Genomic DNA, 17125 nt, shown 5'->3' with positions numbered 1-17125 from the left:
CTCGAACAACTGGAGAAACTGAGTGGGAGAAATTAATAGTTGATTAACCATATTGGCATGATTTGACCTATATATAGTAGGCAAGCCCAAACATGGTCACTAAAATTTAGTGGAAAAGTTAACAGTCCGTTAACGCCGGGCTTGCGGTCACAAAATGCTCGAAATGTCGCCGTATTCGACTACAGGCGAACTTTCACAAGAATCAATAAATCAGGAGTTGCGATCAACCGCAAAAACGCGACGCGGCGGGTGTCCACTTGCCGTAACCGGTCGCCACGAGGTTGCTGATGACCCGGCAGACATACTGCTTCTGGGCAGGGTCGTTATTGGGTCCGGCGTGGTATCTTGCTACCGCCATCGTCCAGGTTTCGTGCCTGTCGTGCAGCGCTTTCAGGAAGCGCGCGGCATATTCCACGTTGCGACCGGGGTCGAACATTTCCTGAACAGACGCGAATTCGGCGCCGTGATAATGGTGGTTGATTTGCATGCAGCCGATGTCGATCAGCTTCGCTCCGCCACTACGCGCCTGGTTGAAACGCGTCATCGCCTCGCCCGGCGAGTTGGCAAACACGGTCTTGCCCTCGATGTTCATCGCAAAGGCGCTCAACGAGCCCTTGCGACCGGTCTCCGTGAGACCGACCGAGTAGAGAATACCTTCGGGGATACCGTATTTGCGCGCAGCGACTTCAATCTGCCGCTCACAGGCGCCGCTCGAAGCCTTGGCTTCAGATATAGACGTGGCCAGGGCGAGCGCTGCCAGAGCCACGGAGAACAGAGGAAACCTGCTCACTTTCATCAATACGTCCTGCTGCGACACCTGGCTGGCTGTCAGAGCCGCCTCGCGCGTTCTGCCGCGCGCCTTGGTCGCCGTTTCGGCTGCCTTCACCGGCCGCCTGCTGCATGTTCTGTTGCTGTTGTTGCTGGCTGAAACGCCCGCTGCCGTCGCCACTGTCCTGCGAAGACGCCACCGGCGCCATGCTGACGGTGACCTGATCGACGCTGAACCCCTGCGAGCGAAGCGCATCCATCATGGAATTGGAATCGCTGCTCAACTCGCGATAAGCCGCCGCCGTATGCACCGTCAGATGCACGTTGAGTTCATCACCGGACAGGCGCAGCATCGCCGTGACTGTTCCCAGGGAAATGGGGTTCAATTCCAGCTTCAACGTGTTGACCACCTGCCCGGTGCTCGACTGTTGCGCCTCATTGGCGAGCCGCGCAGAAGGGTGCATCGCACTCACCCACTCATCGTTGCCGGCCATCGCAGCCGTCAGCGAGGAGGAATTGGACGGCGCGTTGAACCCGAGATAGCGACGGGCTTCGACCACATTGACGGTTTCCGCCTGCGCGCCGGTGCCGCTACGTGTCTCGACATCGATGCGACCATTGGAATCGCTGGCAATCTTCAGGCCAACGGACTGTCCTTGCCCTTCACCGCGCACGAGACGGAACAAACGGTCCTGTTGTTGCACCTCATCGGTCGGCATCGCCTCCATGGCTTCGTCCGTCAAGGCCGTGTCACGCGTGGTGTCGCCAGTCTGCGACTTCGCCGCTACACCCTTCGTTTCGGCCGTGCGCCCATGAGCCGCGAGCGGCTTGCTTTCAACCTGGGCGGAAGCCGCGCTGGCCGTCAAAAATCCAAGGACGTCGCTCAAGGTTTCCGGCTGGATATCGGCCTGCGTCTGCGATCCGGAATCCACATCCACCTTATCATCAGCAGGCGCATCCTTGGTCACGGCAGTCTTTTCAACGTCGGGCTGCGCCGCCGCGATCTTGACCTTGCGGATGATTTCGCTGGCAACACTGCCTTCAACGGTCTTCTTGCCTTCGATTTCAACGCCCAGACCCGAAAAATCCGCGTCCTTGGTCTTTGCGGACTTTCCGATCGGCGTCTTCGTGTTCTTGAACGTTGCTTCAATACCGGCTTCGGGAGGCGTCGCCTCTAGCGACTGCGAAGCCACCTTTTCAAGGGTGGCGTCGATTGCCGTGCTGAGCGCGGCGAAAGACCGGGGCAGCACTGTCTCTTCCGCGACAGGCTCTGCTGGGGCCATCGCACCGGCTTCGGCGTCGACCTTCGCAGTTTTCGTTTCAGCGCCACGCGCCGAACCCTTGCCGCCACTCTGGTGGTCGTTCAACCCCTTCAACTCGTGAGCAAATCCCTCCTTGTCAGCGGATGTACCGCCCTTGGTGGTCTTTGCGCCTGTCGCCGTTTCGGGAGCAGGTTTTACGAGTGCGTTGAGAGCGTCCATCATTTCGACTTGCCTTCCTGCTTCAGGAGCGCGTCGATCGCTTCCAGTTGCGAACGCCCGCGTTCGACGAAGGAGCGATAGGCGCCGTCAGCCTCCTGACCGGCTTCGGCCGCGTTCGGTGCCGTCGTCGGCGCGGCGGCTGCGGTCGTCTGCTTCGTCTGTCCGGGAATTGTATTGCCAGCGTCTACTTGCGTGAGGCTTGTAGCGTCGATGGGCGCTTGCAGAATTTGCTCGGCCACGACCCGTGCTGCCTCGCGCAGCGCCTTGTCGCGGTCCGAAAGCTGGTCATCCGGGATCTGGTCGATCATCTTGACCGCAGCACCGACATCGGCGCTCGGAATGGATGCGACATTGCCGTAAAGACTGCCCAGCGCCTCGCGACCGTCCGATTTGTCAGAAGCGCGGGCATCGGCCTCGGCTGCCGCATAGCGGGCCAACTCGGCTTTGCCGGCCAGCGTCGCACGGCGTGCGATGCGCAGGAAAACCTCCCGGGCGCGTTCCTTGTCCATCAGGTCGAGCGTCGAGGCAATGTCGTCCGGTTGAACCGTGCTGCCATAATTGGTCACGACAAGTTGCACGAACAGATCGGCGAACTGGCTGGCATAGGGCGAATGCAGAAAGCGGCGCACATAACGGTTTGCCGTTGCAAGTGCGCGTGGCACGAGATTGCTCTCGACCGAAATCGTCAACGAGCGGCGCAATGCCGCTTCCTCGATGATGGTGCCCGGCGCCGTCAGCCGGGCCTGATCAAAGAAACCGAGTGCGGCATTCACATCCGAACTGAGCAGAATATTGCCGCTGACCAATGCCAGATAGGGGCCGATGCGGGCGTTCAGATATTCCGGCACCATGTCCGGCAGGCTTTTCGCCACCAGCGTTCCCTGGCCGTTGAAATACTTGCGCAGTGCATCGATGACGCGGCTGTCGAAATTGCCCTCGACATCACGCGCCACGAGATAATCCAGCGTCGCGGGGTTGCCACCGCTCATGGAGTAGATCAGGGCCGCGTCGACATTTCGCGGGTCTTCGAACACGCTCGGCTCGGCCGAACGAAGCCGCTTGTCGATGGTTTCCAGAATGAACCGCTGCATCTCGCCTGCGGAATGGTCGCCCTGGACCACCGCATCCTGAACGAATTGGAGGGAGCGCAGCACCTTGTAGGGTGCAAGGTCCTCATCCGCCTGGGCCACGCCCGGAGACAGAAGCGCACCAACCAGAAGCCATGAGTGAAGACGAAACCGCCGCTTTGTTCGCTTCATCGGCTCTAACCGTCCTGAATCAGGATTTCGATGCGTCGGTTGGCCGGATTGAGCGGATCATCCTGCACCTGAAGGCGGCGATCGGCGAAGCCGGACACCTGTTCGACCCGCTTTTCATCGAGCCCGCCACGCACCAGCATGAAATAGGCGGCATGGGCACGGTCCATCGACAGGCTCCAGTTGTCGCCCGACTTGCCGTTGAAGGGGCGCCCATCGGTATGCCCGCGAATGACGATCGATCCCTTGCGCGCCTTGAGGATGGCGCCGATTTTCTCCATCGCCAGAACCATTTCCTTCTGCGGCACAGCCGAGCCGACACCGAACATGGCATCGTTCTGCTGGTCGGATATGGTCACGAGCAAGCCGCCCTCCGAGGGCGTTACAACCAAACCTTCGGCCAGCTTGCCGGAAACGCCGGCAAGCTGCTGTTTGATCTCTTCGCTCAGCTTGTCGGCTGCTTTCTCCTGCGCGGCCTCGGCGGCGCGGTTCTTCGCATCGTCGGCCTTGGCGACGACATCATCCTTCTTGTCGACTGGCTTTTCCTTGGCAGCCTCACGGGCTGCAACGACCTGCTTGGATTCCGGCAGGGTACTATCGTCCACCTTGGACGACTGCGCCTTCGCGGACTGAACCTGACGGCTCCAGAAATCGGGATCGAAGGGGTCGCGATAGGCTTCGCCGCCGGATGCGCCAGTCGAAGGGCCGGCATTGGCCGCACCGCCCTCGCCCTTGACGCTGACATTCGCCTGCTGCCCCACTTCCTGGGCAATCTCGGCGAGAACCGCATAGGGGTTCTGGAACAGATCGGCTTCGGAATATTTACTCTGGTCGCCAGAAGTCGCGCTCAGATCCTCACCGGACATGGCGCTGCCGCCCTCTTCCGTATTGGTCTGGCTCTTCACCTTCGACTTTTCAGCGGATTGTTCGCCCTCAGCCTGTTCCGATGGCTTTTTCAGCCCCTTCTGCGCCGGCGTATCGTCGGCCAGTTTGATCGGGTTGAAATAGCTGGCGACAGAGGCCTTGGTTTCCTCGTTCGAAGCATTGACCAGCCACATCACCAGAAAGAAGGCCATCATGGCGGTCATGAAGTCGGCATAGGCGATCTTCCAAGCGCCGCCATGCGCACCGTCATGGGCGCCGCCATGTTTCTTGACGACGATGATCTCGTTTTTGCCGTGGTGGTGACTTTCGCCTTCGCTCATTCCATCACCTTTTCAAGACCGGCAGCAAACGCGCTCAGGCGCGTGACCAGAACGGCCGTGCCGATCTCCGCCGTCAAATCCATTTCAGCGCTTTCCTCGAAATCGAGCAGCGCCACCTTGTCTCCCATGCGTTCCGCCAGTCGCCGGAAGGCGCTTTCGGGACCGCGCAACCGTATGCGGCCCGCCTCACCCTCCTCGATCACGCCCTTCAGAAGAACGGCCAGATCGGCAATGGCCTTGCGGGTCACCAGTTCACCCAGGAAGGGCAGAAGAACCTGCGCCGTCGCCTCGGTGACGGACCGGGCAACCTCTTCGGTCATCACGTCCAGACGTTCGGCAATCATGGCCGTGACATGCGCCTCATAATGCTCTGCGAGGGCAGCCATCTCAGCGGCGTGACTTTCGGCAAGCGCGGCCATTTCCGTCGCGTGGCGTTCCGTCAACTCGGTGGTCGCAACCTCGTGCCCCTCGGCAAAGGCTTCGCTGCGGATCGTCTCCGGATCGGCAACGGTCTCCAGATCGACCAGAGCCGGAAAGCCGAAAGGCCCGTCTTCAACGGGCCGCTCGTCTGCGACCGGAAAGACCGGCGCACCGAAATCCTTCAGATAGCGGGCGATCATCGCGCTCATCATTCACCTCCGGAGCCGCGGGAGAACACCTGATCGATCCGAACCGCTCGTTTCGACAGTCTGTTTCTCGCCACGGGACTCCCCAACATTCGATGACATCGTTGCCCGGCAAAGGACAGTCCAACCCTCCGCCGAAAGCAATCTCTCCCCGACCCTAGGGTGCCAAACTTGTGCGAGGATGAAGGCCGATCGCCTTTTGCAACGCGTCAGCCAAAGATCAGCAGCAGCTTCTGCATGTTGGTATTGGCCAGAGACACGACCTCCGCAGCGAGATCGGCCTGCACCTTGGCGGCCGTCTGGCGCGCGCTGACTTCTTCCATATTGGCGTCGATCAACCGCGAAACGCTGGTCTCCAGCGTCTTGCTGAGTTCATCGGCAAAATCCGACTGGGTGGAAATCCGGTTCAGCATATCACCGACGCGGCTGGCAATCTTGGTAACGCTGCCCATCAGGTTGTCGACCACATACATCATGTCCTTGAGCTGCTCTTCGGTCGTCGTTTCCGAGACGGCGATTTCCGTGCCCGTGACGCCAGAGGCCGACCCCATATTCAACAGATAGTAATTGCGGGGCGTACTGGAACCGGTATTATTCAACTGCGAGGCATCAACCGCACCGGTCAGCAGACCGCGGCTGGCGTCCTGCGTATCGACCAGAACCGTATCTGCAGCCGGAATGCCCTGGGTGGTCAACTGGACCGTGCCGCTGGCCGTACGCTGAAACGAGGCAACGAAGGAATTCGTGCCGCTGAGATTCGCCTGATTGTTGAGCAGCCAATTCGTACCGCTGAACTGAGCCGATTCGATGGCCTGTTGCAGCGTCTTCTTCGTACTTTCGACGGCCGTGCTGATCTGGGAACGGTCCGCACTCGATTCCGTTGCGGTAACGAGCGATTTGCGCAAGGCGGAAAGCTGCTCGAGAACGGTGTTCAGCGCCGTGTAGGCGGTATCGACCGTTGATTCGGACAGGTTCAAAGCATCGCCGACGCTCTCAATGATGCTTTGATCGGAGCTGAGGGAATTGGATGTCGACCAATAGCCGGGATCATCCTTTGCGCTGGCAACACTGTAGCCGCTCGACAAGGTGGACAAAGTGTCTTCAAGCTGACCGTTCGAAAACAGAAGCGTCTGCAAGGAGCTGCTGACCAGATTCGGCGTGATGATGTTGTATGCCATGAGTGGGAAGTCCCTGTTCGCTCAACGGGAACATGCCGGACTGCAAACCGGCGGTGGCTTTGCGGCAATCATGCCAATGCCCCAAGGGCCAGCCACGCGCTCATCCTATACGGGAGTTGCCATCATGGTTAACCAAAAGCTAACCGGTTGGCAAGCATCCCAAGGAAAAGAAAAGGCCGCTCCCGGCGCGGTTGCGGCCTTATCCCTGATCGTCTTCGCTGAAACCGCGCGCCTGTTACTGGCGGAAGAGCGAGAGAATGTTCTGAGCGCTGGAATTGGCGATCGAGAGTGACTGGATGGCGAGCTGCTGTTGCGTCTGGAGCGCCGACAGCTTGGCCGATTCCTCTTCCATGTCCGCGTCGACCAGGCGGCTCACACCCTTTTCGATGGAGTCAGAGAGAACATTCGCGAATTCGGACTGAAGGTCGATACGCTTGGAAAGCGAACCGATCGTCGCAGCACCCTTGGTGAGGTCCTTCAGCGCTGTCTCGACGATTGCCAGTTGGGTAGCCATGTTTGATGCGCTGGTCAGCGAAATGGCCGCAATGGAGGCCAGCAGACCGGTGCTCGTATTCGCCATACCGTCGGCGCCCTTGCCGAACAGCGCAAAGCTGCCGCTGCTGACCGTTTCGGTGGCCACCAGAACCGAGCCAGAGCCCGTTCTGACAAAGGCGGTGACCACCGAGTTGGTCGTTGACGCGGAACCGATCAGCCAGTTTTCGCCGTTGAACGATGCGGAGTTCGCAATCGACTTGAGTTGAGCCTGAAGCTGGGAGATTTCATCCTGAATCTTTGTAACGTCGACACTGGTTTCCGACGCGGAAACGATCTTGTTCTTGATTTCCGTAACGATGTCGATGGCGCTTTCGATGCCGGCATAAGCCACATCAACCTTGGCGGCACCCACGCCGAGCGCATCGGCGGCGGCATTCACGGCGCCATTGTCCGAGCGCATCGTGGTAGCGATCGACCAGTAAGCGGCGTTGTCCTTGGCCTCGCTGATACGATAACCCGTAGAAACGCGGTTCTGCGCACTTTCGAGGTCGGAGTTGACGGAACGCAGCGTCTGGAGAGCTGCCATGGCGGAAACGTTGGTAATGATGCTCGTCATAAGAATACGTGCCCCTCAATGTGGTCTCGATTTCAAGGGACATTCCGGATCAGAACCGGGAACGGCGATCAGCTCACATGCCTGTCAACCCGCGATGTTGATTGGTTAACTCGCCGTTTCGATGGTCACAGAAAACACCATTATGGTTAACAAACCCTAAAGACACCGCCGGGAAATTCATTTTCTGTAAATCTCCATAAATTTTTTATAAAATCAAAGCGTTACATGTTAACAGGATGTTACTGAAAAAGCCGAATGAACGCGCATTCCAGCCTTTTCGATGCGATTTCCGGCGAAAAAATTAATGGTGCAGATACGAATATTAATGACCCTTCATCCCGGATGAAGCCGTCGTTAACGTTTGCCCCCGCGCCTCGCCGGGCCGCCCACCTGAAACCGCGCGCATGGGCACAGGCGTGACGCAGGCAGGTCATGGCGATGTCTATTATTTCAGTATCTTCAGATATTCTGACCGCCACGCGCTTTCCCGAAAAATCCGGCTCTCCAAATAAAAATCGCCAGCATTTATCCAACATTAACTATCGCGCGCTTTAATGGCCGTGCAAAGCGATGGGTTGACAAAATAGTTAACAAGTCAACAAGCATGTAGCTGTCTATCGTTCCCGGTTATATTCCGGAATGTCCCTTGTAGTAGTGCCAAGTTAAGGGGCAAGTATTAGTATGACGAGTATCAACACCAACACTTCCGCAATGGCAGCTCTCCAGACGCTGCGTTCCATCAACAGCAACCTGGAATCCACACAAGGTCGCGTGTCTTCCGGTTACAAGGTTGGTTCCGCTTCCGACAACGCCGCCTACTGGTCGATCGCAACGACCATGCGCTCCGACAACGGCGCCATCGGCGCTGCCACTGACGCTCTCGGCGTCGGTGCCGCCAAGGTCGACGTTGCCTACGCAGCCGTCGAAAGCGCCATCGACGTCGTCAACGAAATCAAGACCAAGCTGGTTTCGCTGAACGAATCCACCGTCGATGACGACAAGGTCTGGGACGAGGTCAAGCAGCTCCAGTCCCAGCTCGTTTCGATCGCCAACGCCGCTTCGTTCAACGGCGAAAACTGGATGCTGGGTGCGACGGCCACCAACTCGGTCGTGACCTCCTTCGTCCGCACCTCCGGCAGCGGCGTCACCGTCACGTCGGAAACGATCACCACCGGCTCCTTCGCCCTGTTCGGCAAGAACGCCACGACCGGCATGGCCGACACGGCCTCGGGCGTCCTGAAGGACATCGCTGCCTTCACGTCGCTGTCGCTGGCCTCCACCGCTGTTGCTGCCTCGCTCAGCACGGTTGAAACGGCCCTGAAGGCCCTGACCACCGGCGGCTCTGTCCTCGGCTCGATCTCCAAGCGTATCGACCTGCAGACGGAATTCTCCACCAAGCTTTCCGACGCCATCGAATCCGGCGTCAGCAAGCTGGTCGATGCCAACATGGAAGAAGAGTCTGCCAAGCTGTCTGCCCTGCAGACCCAGCAGCAGCTCGCGATCCAGTCCCTCTCGATCGCCAACTCTTCTTCGCAGAACATTCTCTCGCTCTTCCGCGGCTAATCGCCCGGTTAGCATCGACACACGCCGCCCCAAGGAGACCCTTGGGGCGGCTTTTTTGCGTTCTGGTGTCTGAAATTCGAAATTTCTCTCCCGGTAAGAAAATTCTTCAGAGTTTTTTATTTTCAAAATCCATGTTTATCACCTGTTAACCATAATAGTGTTTTATAAGCACATCGAAACGATGAGTTAACCTAATGATTAAATAATGGTTAACAGGCATGTAGCCGATCATCGTTCCCGGCTTTAATCTGGGATGTCCCTTGTAAAAATTTGCCAAACTAAGGGGCAATAATATTATGACCAGCATCAATACTAACACTTCCGCTATGTCCGCCCTTCAGACGCTGCGCGCGGTCAATAGCAGCCTCGAAAATACTCAGAACCGCGTTTCGTCGGGCTATCGTATTGCTGAAGCCAAGGACAACGCTGCTTACTGGTCGATCGCGACGACCATGCGCTCCGATAACGGCGCCGTGAACGCCGCTACGGATGCCCTGGGTGTCGGCGCCGCCAAGGTCGACGTTGCCTACGCCGCCATCGAAAGCGCCATAGACGTCGTCAACGAAATCAAGACCAAGCTGGTTTCGCTGAACGAATCCACCGTCGACGACGACAAGGTCTGGGACGAAGTCAAGCAGCTCCAGTCCCAGCTCGTTTCGATCGCCAACTCTGCTTCGTTCAACGGCGAAAACTGGATGCTGGGTGCAACGGGCACCAACTCGGTCGTGACAGCCTTCGTCCGTACCTCCGGCAGCGGCGTCACCGTCACGACGGAAACGGTCACCACCGGCTCCTTCGCCCTGTTCGGCAAGAACGCCACCACCGGCATGGCCGACACGGCCTCGGGCGTTCTTAAGGACATTGCTGCCTTCACGTCGGCTTCGCTGGCTTCTGGCGCTGTCGCTGCCTCGCTCAGCACGGTTGAAACGGCCCTGAAGGCCCTGACCACCGGCGGCTCTGTCCTCGGCTCGATCTCCAAGCGTATCGACCTGCAAACGGAATTCTCCAACAAGCTTTCCGACGCCATCGAATCCGGTGTCAGCAAGCTCGTCGATGCCGACATGGAAGAAGAATCGGCCAAGCTGTCTGCCCTGCAGACCCAGCAGCAGCTCGCGGTCCAGTCCCTCTCGATCGCCAACTCTTCTTCGCAGAACATTCTGTCGCTCTTCCGCAGCTAATCGCCATACTATCGAGCCTCAGACAAAGCCGGCGGATACGAATCCGTCGGCTTTTTGCGTTTTCTATTTCGAATGCACTTCCACTTGGCAGACCTTCCCTGCCATTTCTATCCATCGCTATCGTCTGCGCGCACGACGGACGGGCGAGAAGCCGCATCCCGAACGGCCTGCTCCGCAGGCTCAACCCACAAGATAAAATTTCCAGATCAAATGCAAAAGGCCGCCCCGGAAATCCGGAGCGGCCGATGTTGCAAACCTCGATCAATCGAGGCTGAACACTTCTTAGCGGAAGAGCGACAGAACGTTCTGCGAAGAAGAGTTGGCGATCGAGAGGGACTGGATCGCGAGCTGCTGCTGGGTCTGCAGGGCAGACAAGCGGGCAGACTCTTCTTCCATGTCGGCATCGACGAGCTTGCTGACACCGGATTCGATGGCGTCGGAAATCTTCGACGCGAATTCCGTCTGCAGATCGATGCGCTTGGAAACGGAACCGAGGACCGAACCGCCGGTGGTCAGGGCCTTCAGGGCCGTTTCAACCGTGCTGAGCGAGGCAGCGACAGCGCCAGAAGCCAGCGAAGCCGACGTGAAGGCAGCAATGTCCTTAAGAACGCCCGAGGCCGTGTCGGCCATGCCGGTGGAAGCGTTCTTGCCGAACAGGGCGAAGGAGCCGGTGGTGATCGTTTCCGACGTGACGGTGACGCCGCTGCCGGAGGTACGGACGAAGCCGGTCACGACCGAGTTGGTGCCCGTTGCACCCAGCATCCAGTTTTCGCCGTTGAACGAAGCGGCATTGGCGATCGAAACGAGCTGAGCCTGAAGCTGCTTGACTTCGTCCCAGACCTTGTCGTCGTCGACGGTGGATTCGTTCAGCGAAACCAGCTTGGTCTTGATTTCGTTGACGACGTCGATGGCGCTTTCGACGGCTGCGTAGGCGACATCGACCTTGGCGGCGCCAATCCCGAGAGCGTCAGATGCAGCGCCGATGGCGCCGTTGTCGGAGCGCATGGTCGTTGCGATCGACCAGTAAGCTGCGTTGTCGGAAGCAGAACCAACCTTGTAACCGGAAGACACGCGACCCTGCGTGGTTTCCAGGTTGTTGTTCACGTTGCGCAGCGTCTGGAGTGCAGCCATTGCGGAAGAATTGGTGTTGATGCTCGTCATTGGATTGTCCCCTGAAAAACGCGTGACTGATTGAGGACATACCGGACTTAAAACTGTTTACCGGCGATGACAGTACGGCTTCATGCCACTCGGTTCCTTTGAACTCTTGAGGAAACCAAACCCGTCATGTGAGGATCACACTCGCAGCCAAAACTTGCCAACACCTTAAAACGCTCCTCCGGCGGAACCCGAGAGGTTTCTATACTTAACAAACGGTAACGGTCGACCGGCACCTCCACCAGCCCTGCACACCGGCTTCAAGCAAGGTTCGAATGCCATGCTGGGAAAGCGAAATCGCTTCCAAAGACGAATTGCGAACAGGTGAACGTGGTGGAACAGACCTTGAACAACGAAATTTCCTACGCAGCGGCGTCGAAAGACTTCAAGGCAGGACGCTACATCGAGAGCATGAGTTGTCTCAACAAGATGCTCAACCCCAACACGGATGCCCGCACATACGCGCTGCTCGCACGCAATCTGGAGCAGCTCAATCTGAAATCGGAAGCGGCGTCGGCGTATCAAATCGCCTATGAGAAGTCGACCTCCAAGAATACGGATTATCTGACAGAGGCGTTTCGCCTTCACTTTGAAAGCGGAAACGACAAGCTTGCTCTGGCGCTTGGCAACAGGCTGGTTTCCCAGGCGCGCCGCGATCCGGACATCGCCTATATCATGGCAACCCTTCTGGTGCGCCACGGGGATCTGCCGCTGGCCGCTCCCTTCAAGCAGGTGCTGGCGGGCAGTGACAACTCAGAACACCTGCTCATGGCCGCGCGCCTGATCTATGGCGACTGGCAGCCCGACAGCCGCGAACATCTGGAGGCAACGCGCCGGATTCTGCAGAAAATTCCGCGCAACAATGCCGTGCGGCTTCTCTATCTGACGATCTGCCGCGAACATTCGAAATACGATGTGATCGAACGCCATCAACCGTTCATCGATGAAATCATCGAGAAAGACGAACTGGGCGTCTTCGAGTTCGACCAGCCCTTCTTCAATCTTCACTGGTGCGGTAACGAGAAAATCAATCGCCTCGCCCATCTCAGCACCGGCGTCTATGAGCAGAACAGGCGTGACGAGCGACGGGCCATGCCTCATCGCTGGGGAGACAAGATCCGCATTGGCTATGTCTCCGGTGACCTCTGGGACCAGCACGCCACCATGAAGCTTCTGCGCGGCGTCTTCGAGCAGCACGACCGCAGCCGATTCGAAATCACCCTCTTCTGCAACACGCCTCAGCAGTTTCTGGACCACAACAAGGCCGACCGCAGCAAATGGGGTGAGGTGGTCACCATCCGCACCATGTCGACCGAGGCTGCCGTCGAGGAAATCCGCAAGCATGAGATCGATCTCCTGATCGACCTCAAGGGTTACACGGTCAACAACCGGCACGAAATCTTCAATCAGGCCGCAGCGCCGGTGCATGTGGCCTGGCTGGGCTTTCCCGGCAGCACGGTGGGCATCGACCTCGACTACATCATTGGCGACCCATGGGTCCTGCGCGACAGCTCGCAGCCGTGGTACGATGAAAAATTCTGCCGACTGCCTGAATGCTACCAGCCGAATGACCCGAGCAATCGTCCGCTTGCTGTGCCGACGCCGCGTTCGGAACTGGGCTTGCCGGAGGATGCATTCGTCTTTGCGTCCTTCAATACGAACCGCAAGATTACGATCCAGATGACCACCATCTGGGCGGACATTCTCAAGCGCGCGCCGAACAGCGTGCTGTGGATCATGCACAACAACCCGGAAAGCCGCGCCAACATTATCCGCCGGTTCGAAAAACTCGGCATTTCACCGAAACGGATCTTCTTCATGGGCATGGTCGCGTTCAAGGACCACCTCAACCGTATTCCTGCCGCCGATCTCGGCCTCGACACCTACCCGGTGAACGGCCACACGACGACCTCGGAACAGTTGTGGGCCGGCCTGCCGGTGCTGACGGTCAAGGGAACGAACTTCGCTTCGCGCGTAAGCGAAAGCCTCCTGTCCAATCTCGGTGTGCCGGACCTGATTGCCGAAGACGTAGAAGCCTACAAGGCCATGGCACTGGACTTCGCCGCCAACCCGGAAAAGCTGAAGCCCTACCATAAGCGTCTCGAGGAAAACCGCTTCCTCAAGCCCCTCTTCGATACCGAACGCTTCACCCGCCATCTCGAAAAGGGTTACGAGTTGATCTACGAACGCGCCCGGGCAGGTCTGCCGCCGGACGTGATCGATGTACCTGCGCTGCCTCCCCGTGAACAACCGTTCGCGCCGGACAGGACCGCATAAGACGGTCTGATCGTCGCTTTAACCAGCCGGAAGCACGGAAAACTGACGATAAAAAGCCGGTTGCTGCAAGTGCCGGAGGCGAAGGAGATATTACATGAAGGTCGTCATACTGGCCGGGGGCCTCGGAAGCCGCCTGAGCGAAGAGACCCAAACCCGGCCCAAGCCCATGGTCGAGATCGGTGGGCATCCGATCCTCTGGCACATCATGAAAATCTACGCCCATCACGGGCTGACGGATTTCATCGTCTGCCTCGGCTACAAGGGCTACGTGATCAAGGAATACTTCGCCAACTACTTCCTGCACAACCATGACGTGACGCTAGACCTCAGCAATAACGGCATGACCCTGCATCAGGGCACATGCGAACCGTGGAAGGTAACGCTCGCCGATACCGGTGTGGACAGCATGACTGGCGGGCGTCTGCGTGCCATCGGCAAATATCTCGACGATGAAGATTTCTGCTTCACCTATGGCGACGGCGTCAGCGACGTCGATATCACTGATCTCCTGCGCTTCCACAAGGCGCACGGAAAACTTGCAACGGTCACCGCCGTTCTGCCGCAGGGCCGCTTCGGTGCGATGGAAATGAACGGGAATGCGGTCGTCGGTTTCCAGGAGAAACCGCGCGGCGATGGCGGCCTTATCAACGGTGGCTTCTTCGTTCTTTCGCCGAAGGTACTACCATTGATCGACGGTCCCGCGACGATCTGGGAACAGGAGCCGATGCAGCGGCTTGTCGAGGCGAACGAACTTCAGGCCTATCGCCACGACGGGTTCTGGCACGCGATGGATACGTTGCGGGACCGCAATGCGCTGGATGGCCTTCTGGCCAACAAGGAGGCTCCGTGGGTCAAGTGGTGACAGATGCTTTCTGGCAGGGGCGTCGGGTTTTTCTGACCGGTCACACCGGGTTCAAGGGAAGCTGGATGACACTCTGGCTTTCGAGTCTTGGCGCAGAGGTCTTCGGCTATGCTCTCCCGCCCGAAGGGGACCAGACCCTTTTCGACACGACCGGCGCGGCAGAGCTTTGCCATCATACGATCGGCGATATCCGCGATGCGGAACACCTGAGAAGGGCTCTTGCAAGCAGCCAGGCAGAAGTCGTGATCCACATGGCGGCACAGCCCCTTGTGCTGCGCTCCTACGAAGATCCGGTTGAAACCTATGCCACCAATGTCATGGGCACGGTTCATCTTCTGGAAGCCGTTCGTGCGACGCCGAGCGTAAAGTCGGTCGTGGTGATCACCACCGACAAATGCTACGAGAACCGCGAGTGGATCTGGGGTTATCGCGAGGATGACCCTATGGGCGGTTACGACCCCTACAGCAGCAGCAAGGGCTGCACGGAACTCGTGGTGTCGGCCTATCGCCGTTCCTTCCTGATGAAGCCGGGGCACGAGCGGCAGGTGGCCATCGCCTCGGCGCGCGCCGGCAATGTCATTGGCGGCGGCGACTGGGCGCGGGACCGGCTGGTACCTGACATCATGGCCGCGCTGATGGAAGGCCGACGCCCCCTCCTGCGCAGGCCCGGTTCGGTGCGCCCCTGGCAGCATGTGCTGGAACCGTTGCGCGGCTATCTGATGCTGGTGCAGGACATGGCAGAGGGAAAAGCCGACCGAGCCGGCGCCTGGAATTTCGGCCCCGGCGACGACGATCATGCACCGGTCGTGTCGGTCGCCAACCGGCTGTGCGATCTCTGGGGCCTGACAGAAGGGCCGGTTTGCCTGGAAAACAACAGCCAGCCGCACGAGGCCAGTCTTCTGAAACTGGATTGCTCCAAGGCACGCATACATCTCGGCTGGACGCCGCGCTGGGATCTCGATGCCGCGCTCGGCAACATCGTCGCCTGGTATCGGGCCTATCAGGCCGGCGAGGACATGCGCGCCGTGACGATGGCGCAGATCGCCACCTACACCAATGCCCAGGCCGCTCCGGTCTCACTCGAAAACAGGATGGTTAAATGTCTTTCATGACGATCGAAGCGGACCCGGTCGAAACATTCCTGAAGGAGGCAGATCCGGCACGCCTTCGCGACGCGATCCTCGCCATGACGCGCCGTTATGCGGAGGTCGCCCACGCGCCGGCCGCCTTCGTTCCCGACGAAAGCGTCATTCCACCATCCGGCAAGGTCTATGGTGCCTCCGAGATGGAACTTCTGGTCGATTCCGCTCTGGATTTCTGGCTAACGACGGGCCGTTTCAATCGCGAATTCGAGAAGAAGCTGTCAAAGTTCCTTGGCGTCCATCATGTGCTGACCGTGAATTCCGGCTCGTCTGCCAATCTGGTGGCCCTGTCGTCCCTCACCTCGCCGACCTTGGGACCGCGGGCGCTCAAGCCGGGTGACGAGGTGATCTCGGTGGCCGCCGGCTTCCCCACGACCATCAACCCGTTGCTGCAATACGGCCTCGTGCCTGTCTTCCTCGACATCGATATCCCGACCTACAACATCAAGGCCGAGGACATCGAAGCGGCGATTACACCGAAGACCCGTGCCATTATGCTCGCCCATACGCTGGGCAATGCCTTTAACCTGAAGGAGGTGATGCGCGTTGCCAAGGCCCATGACCTCTGGGTCGTTGAAGACTGCTGCGATGCGCTCGGCACCACCTATGACGGCAAACTGGTAGGTTCGTTCGGCGACATCTCCACCCTGAGCTTCTATCCGGCGCATCACATTACCATGGGCGAAGGCGGCGCGGTCTTCACCCGCAATTCCTTCTTGCGGCGTGTTGCGGAATCCATGCGTGACTGGGGCCGGGACTGCTGGTGCGACCCGGGCCAGGACAACACCTGCCGCAAGCGTTACAAATGGAAGCTGGGAGATTTGCCGGAAGGTTACGACCACAAGTACATTTACAGCCACGCCGGCTACAATCTGAAGATCACCGACATGCAGGCCGCTGTAGGCGTAGCTCAGCTCGACCGGGTGGAAGGCTTCATCGCCGCCCGTAAGCACAACTTCGCTGCCCTGACCGAACGGCTTTCCCGCTTCGAGGACCGCATGATCCTCCCCAGGGCAACACCGGGTAGCGATCCCTCATGGTTCGGTTTCCCGATCACGCTGCGCGAGGGACTGCCTTTCAGCCGCGAAGATCTGCTGGCCGAGCTGAACGGTCACAAGATCGGCACGCGCCTGCTGTTCGGCGGTAACATCATTCGCCAGCCCTACATGAAGAATTACAATTACCGCGTGGCGGGCGACCTGACCAACTCGGACATCGTAACGGAACGTACCTTCTGGATCGGCCTGTATCCCGGACTGAACGAAGGCCATTTCGATTTCGTCGCAGACCGCTTCGCCGCATTCTTCGCGAAATTCTGAC

At 58.8% G+C, this 17125-nt stretch carries 15 protein-coding genes; 7 read left to right on the top strand and 8 right to left on the bottom strand.

The genetic code is table 11. The annotated features are described in order from the left end of the window. Positions 1–223: 223 nt before the first annotated feature. The 7 genes from GGQ66_RS15705 to GGQ66_RS15675 form a co-directional block, all read right to left on the bottom strand. Complete coding sequence (locus GGQ66_RS15705) at positions 224–790, bottom strand: transglycosylase SLT domain-containing protein (RefSeq protein ID WP_370686364.1); 567 nt, start codon at positions 788–790, stop codon at positions 224–226. Next, the gene (gene fliK / locus GGQ66_RS15700) at positions 726–2252 is read right to left on the bottom strand and encodes a flagellar hook-length control protein FliK (protein ID WP_183793679.1); all 1527 of its coding nucleotides are present in this window, start codon (positions 2250–2252) and stop codon (positions 726–728) included. The genes GGQ66_RS15705 and fliK overlap by 65 nt, the downstream gene beginning before the upstream one ends. Continuing rightward, positions 2249–3508 (bottom strand): chemotaxis protein MotC, encoded by a 1260-nt coding sequence (motC, locus tag GGQ66_RS15695; RefSeq protein WP_183793678.1) that lies wholly within the window; start codon positions 3506–3508, stop codon positions 2249–2251. Before motC ends, fliK begins: the two co-directional genes overlap by 4 nt. Positions 3509–3513: 5 nt before the next feature. After that, positions 3514–4710, bottom strand: coding sequence for a MotB family protein (locus GGQ66_RS15690; RefSeq protein ID WP_183793677.1), 1197 nt, complete (start codon positions 4708–4710; stop codon positions 3514–3516). Further along, on the bottom strand, positions 4707–5339 hold the full coding sequence (locus GGQ66_RS15685; protein WP_183793676.1) for a hypothetical protein: 633 nt from the start codon (positions 5337–5339) through the stop codon (positions 4707–4709). Before GGQ66_RS15685 ends, GGQ66_RS15690 begins: the two co-directional genes overlap by 4 nt. 206 nt (positions 5340–5545) lie before the next feature. Further along, positions 5546–6514 (bottom strand): flagellin N-terminal helical domain-containing protein, encoded by a 969-nt coding sequence (locus GGQ66_RS15680; RefSeq protein WP_183793675.1) that lies wholly within the window; start codon positions 6512–6514, stop codon positions 5546–5548. Between the two features lie 235 nt (positions 6515–6749). Continuing rightward, positions 6750–7625, bottom strand: a complete 876-nt coding sequence (locus tag GGQ66_RS15675; RefSeq protein ID WP_183793674.1) for a flagellin N-terminal helical domain-containing protein — start codon at positions 7623–7625, stop codon at positions 6750–6752. 255 nt (positions 7626–7880) lie between these two features. Here GGQ66_RS15675 and GGQ66_RS15670 point away from each other — a divergent pair, with 255 nt between their 5' ends. The 3 genes from GGQ66_RS15670 (at position 7881) to GGQ66_RS15660 (ending at position 10366) form a co-directional block, all read left to right on the top strand. Beyond that, on the top strand, positions 7881–8045 hold the full coding sequence (locus tag GGQ66_RS15670; protein WP_183793673.1) for a hypothetical protein: 165 nt from the start codon (positions 7881–7883) through the stop codon (positions 8043–8045). Between the two features lie 261 nt (positions 8046–8306). Then, complete coding sequence (locus GGQ66_RS15665) at positions 8307–9188, top strand: flagellin N-terminal helical domain-containing protein (RefSeq protein ID WP_183793672.1); 882 nt, start codon at positions 8307–8309, stop codon at positions 9186–9188. A 296-nt stretch (positions 9189–9484) separates the two neighbouring features. Further along, positions 9485–10366 carry a flagellin N-terminal helical domain-containing protein gene (locus GGQ66_RS15660; RefSeq protein WP_183793671.1) on the top strand — a complete coding sequence of 294 codons (882 nt, stop codon included), beginning with the start codon at positions 9485–9487 and terminating at the stop codon, positions 10364–10366. A 282-nt stretch (positions 10367–10648) separates the two neighbouring features. Here the strand turns inward: GGQ66_RS15660 and GGQ66_RS15655 are convergent, their stop codons facing one another. Then, complete coding sequence (locus GGQ66_RS15655) at positions 10649–11527, bottom strand: flagellin N-terminal helical domain-containing protein (RefSeq protein WP_183793670.1); 879 nt, start codon at positions 11525–11527, stop codon at positions 10649–10651. A 342-nt stretch (positions 11528–11869) separates the two neighbouring features. On the opposite strand from GGQ66_RS15655, the gene GGQ66_RS15650 reads away from it, so the two are divergent. The 4 genes from GGQ66_RS15650 to rfbH all read left to right on the top strand — a co-directional run bounded on the left by GGQ66_RS15650 (position 11870) and on the right by rfbH (position 17124). Continuing rightward, complete coding sequence (locus GGQ66_RS15650; RefSeq protein WP_237358947.1) at positions 11870–13801, top strand: O-linked N-acetylglucosamine transferase, SPINDLY family protein; 1932 nt, start codon at positions 11870–11872, stop codon at positions 13799–13801. A gap of 94 nt (positions 13802–13895) precedes the next feature. Then, positions 13896–14663, top strand: a complete 768-nt coding sequence (rfbF, locus tag GGQ66_RS15645) for a glucose-1-phosphate cytidylyltransferase (protein WP_183793669.1) — start codon at positions 13896–13898, stop codon at positions 14661–14663. Beyond that, positions 14648–15775 (top strand): CDP-glucose 4,6-dehydratase, encoded by a 1128-nt coding sequence (gene rfbG / locus GGQ66_RS15640; RefSeq protein ID WP_370686363.1) that lies wholly within the window; start codon positions 14648–14650, stop codon positions 15773–15775. Before rfbF ends, rfbG begins: the two co-directional genes overlap by 16 nt. Beyond that, entirely contained in the window at positions 15763–17124 is a 1362-nt protein-coding gene (rfbH, locus tag GGQ66_RS15635; RefSeq protein ID WP_237358946.1) for a lipopolysaccharide biosynthesis protein RfbH, read from the top strand. Before rfbG ends, rfbH begins: the two co-directional genes overlap by 13 nt. The last annotated feature ends 1 nt before the right edge of the window (position 17125 follow it).

This window comes from Allorhizobium borbori (assembly GCF_014196535.1).
Taxonomy (GTDB): domain Bacteria; phylum Pseudomonadota; class Alphaproteobacteria; order Rhizobiales; family Rhizobiaceae; genus Ectorhizobium; species Ectorhizobium borbori.
The sequence above is the reverse complement of the archived record's forward strand: the minus strand, read 5'-3'. Positions and strand labels throughout refer to the sequence as shown.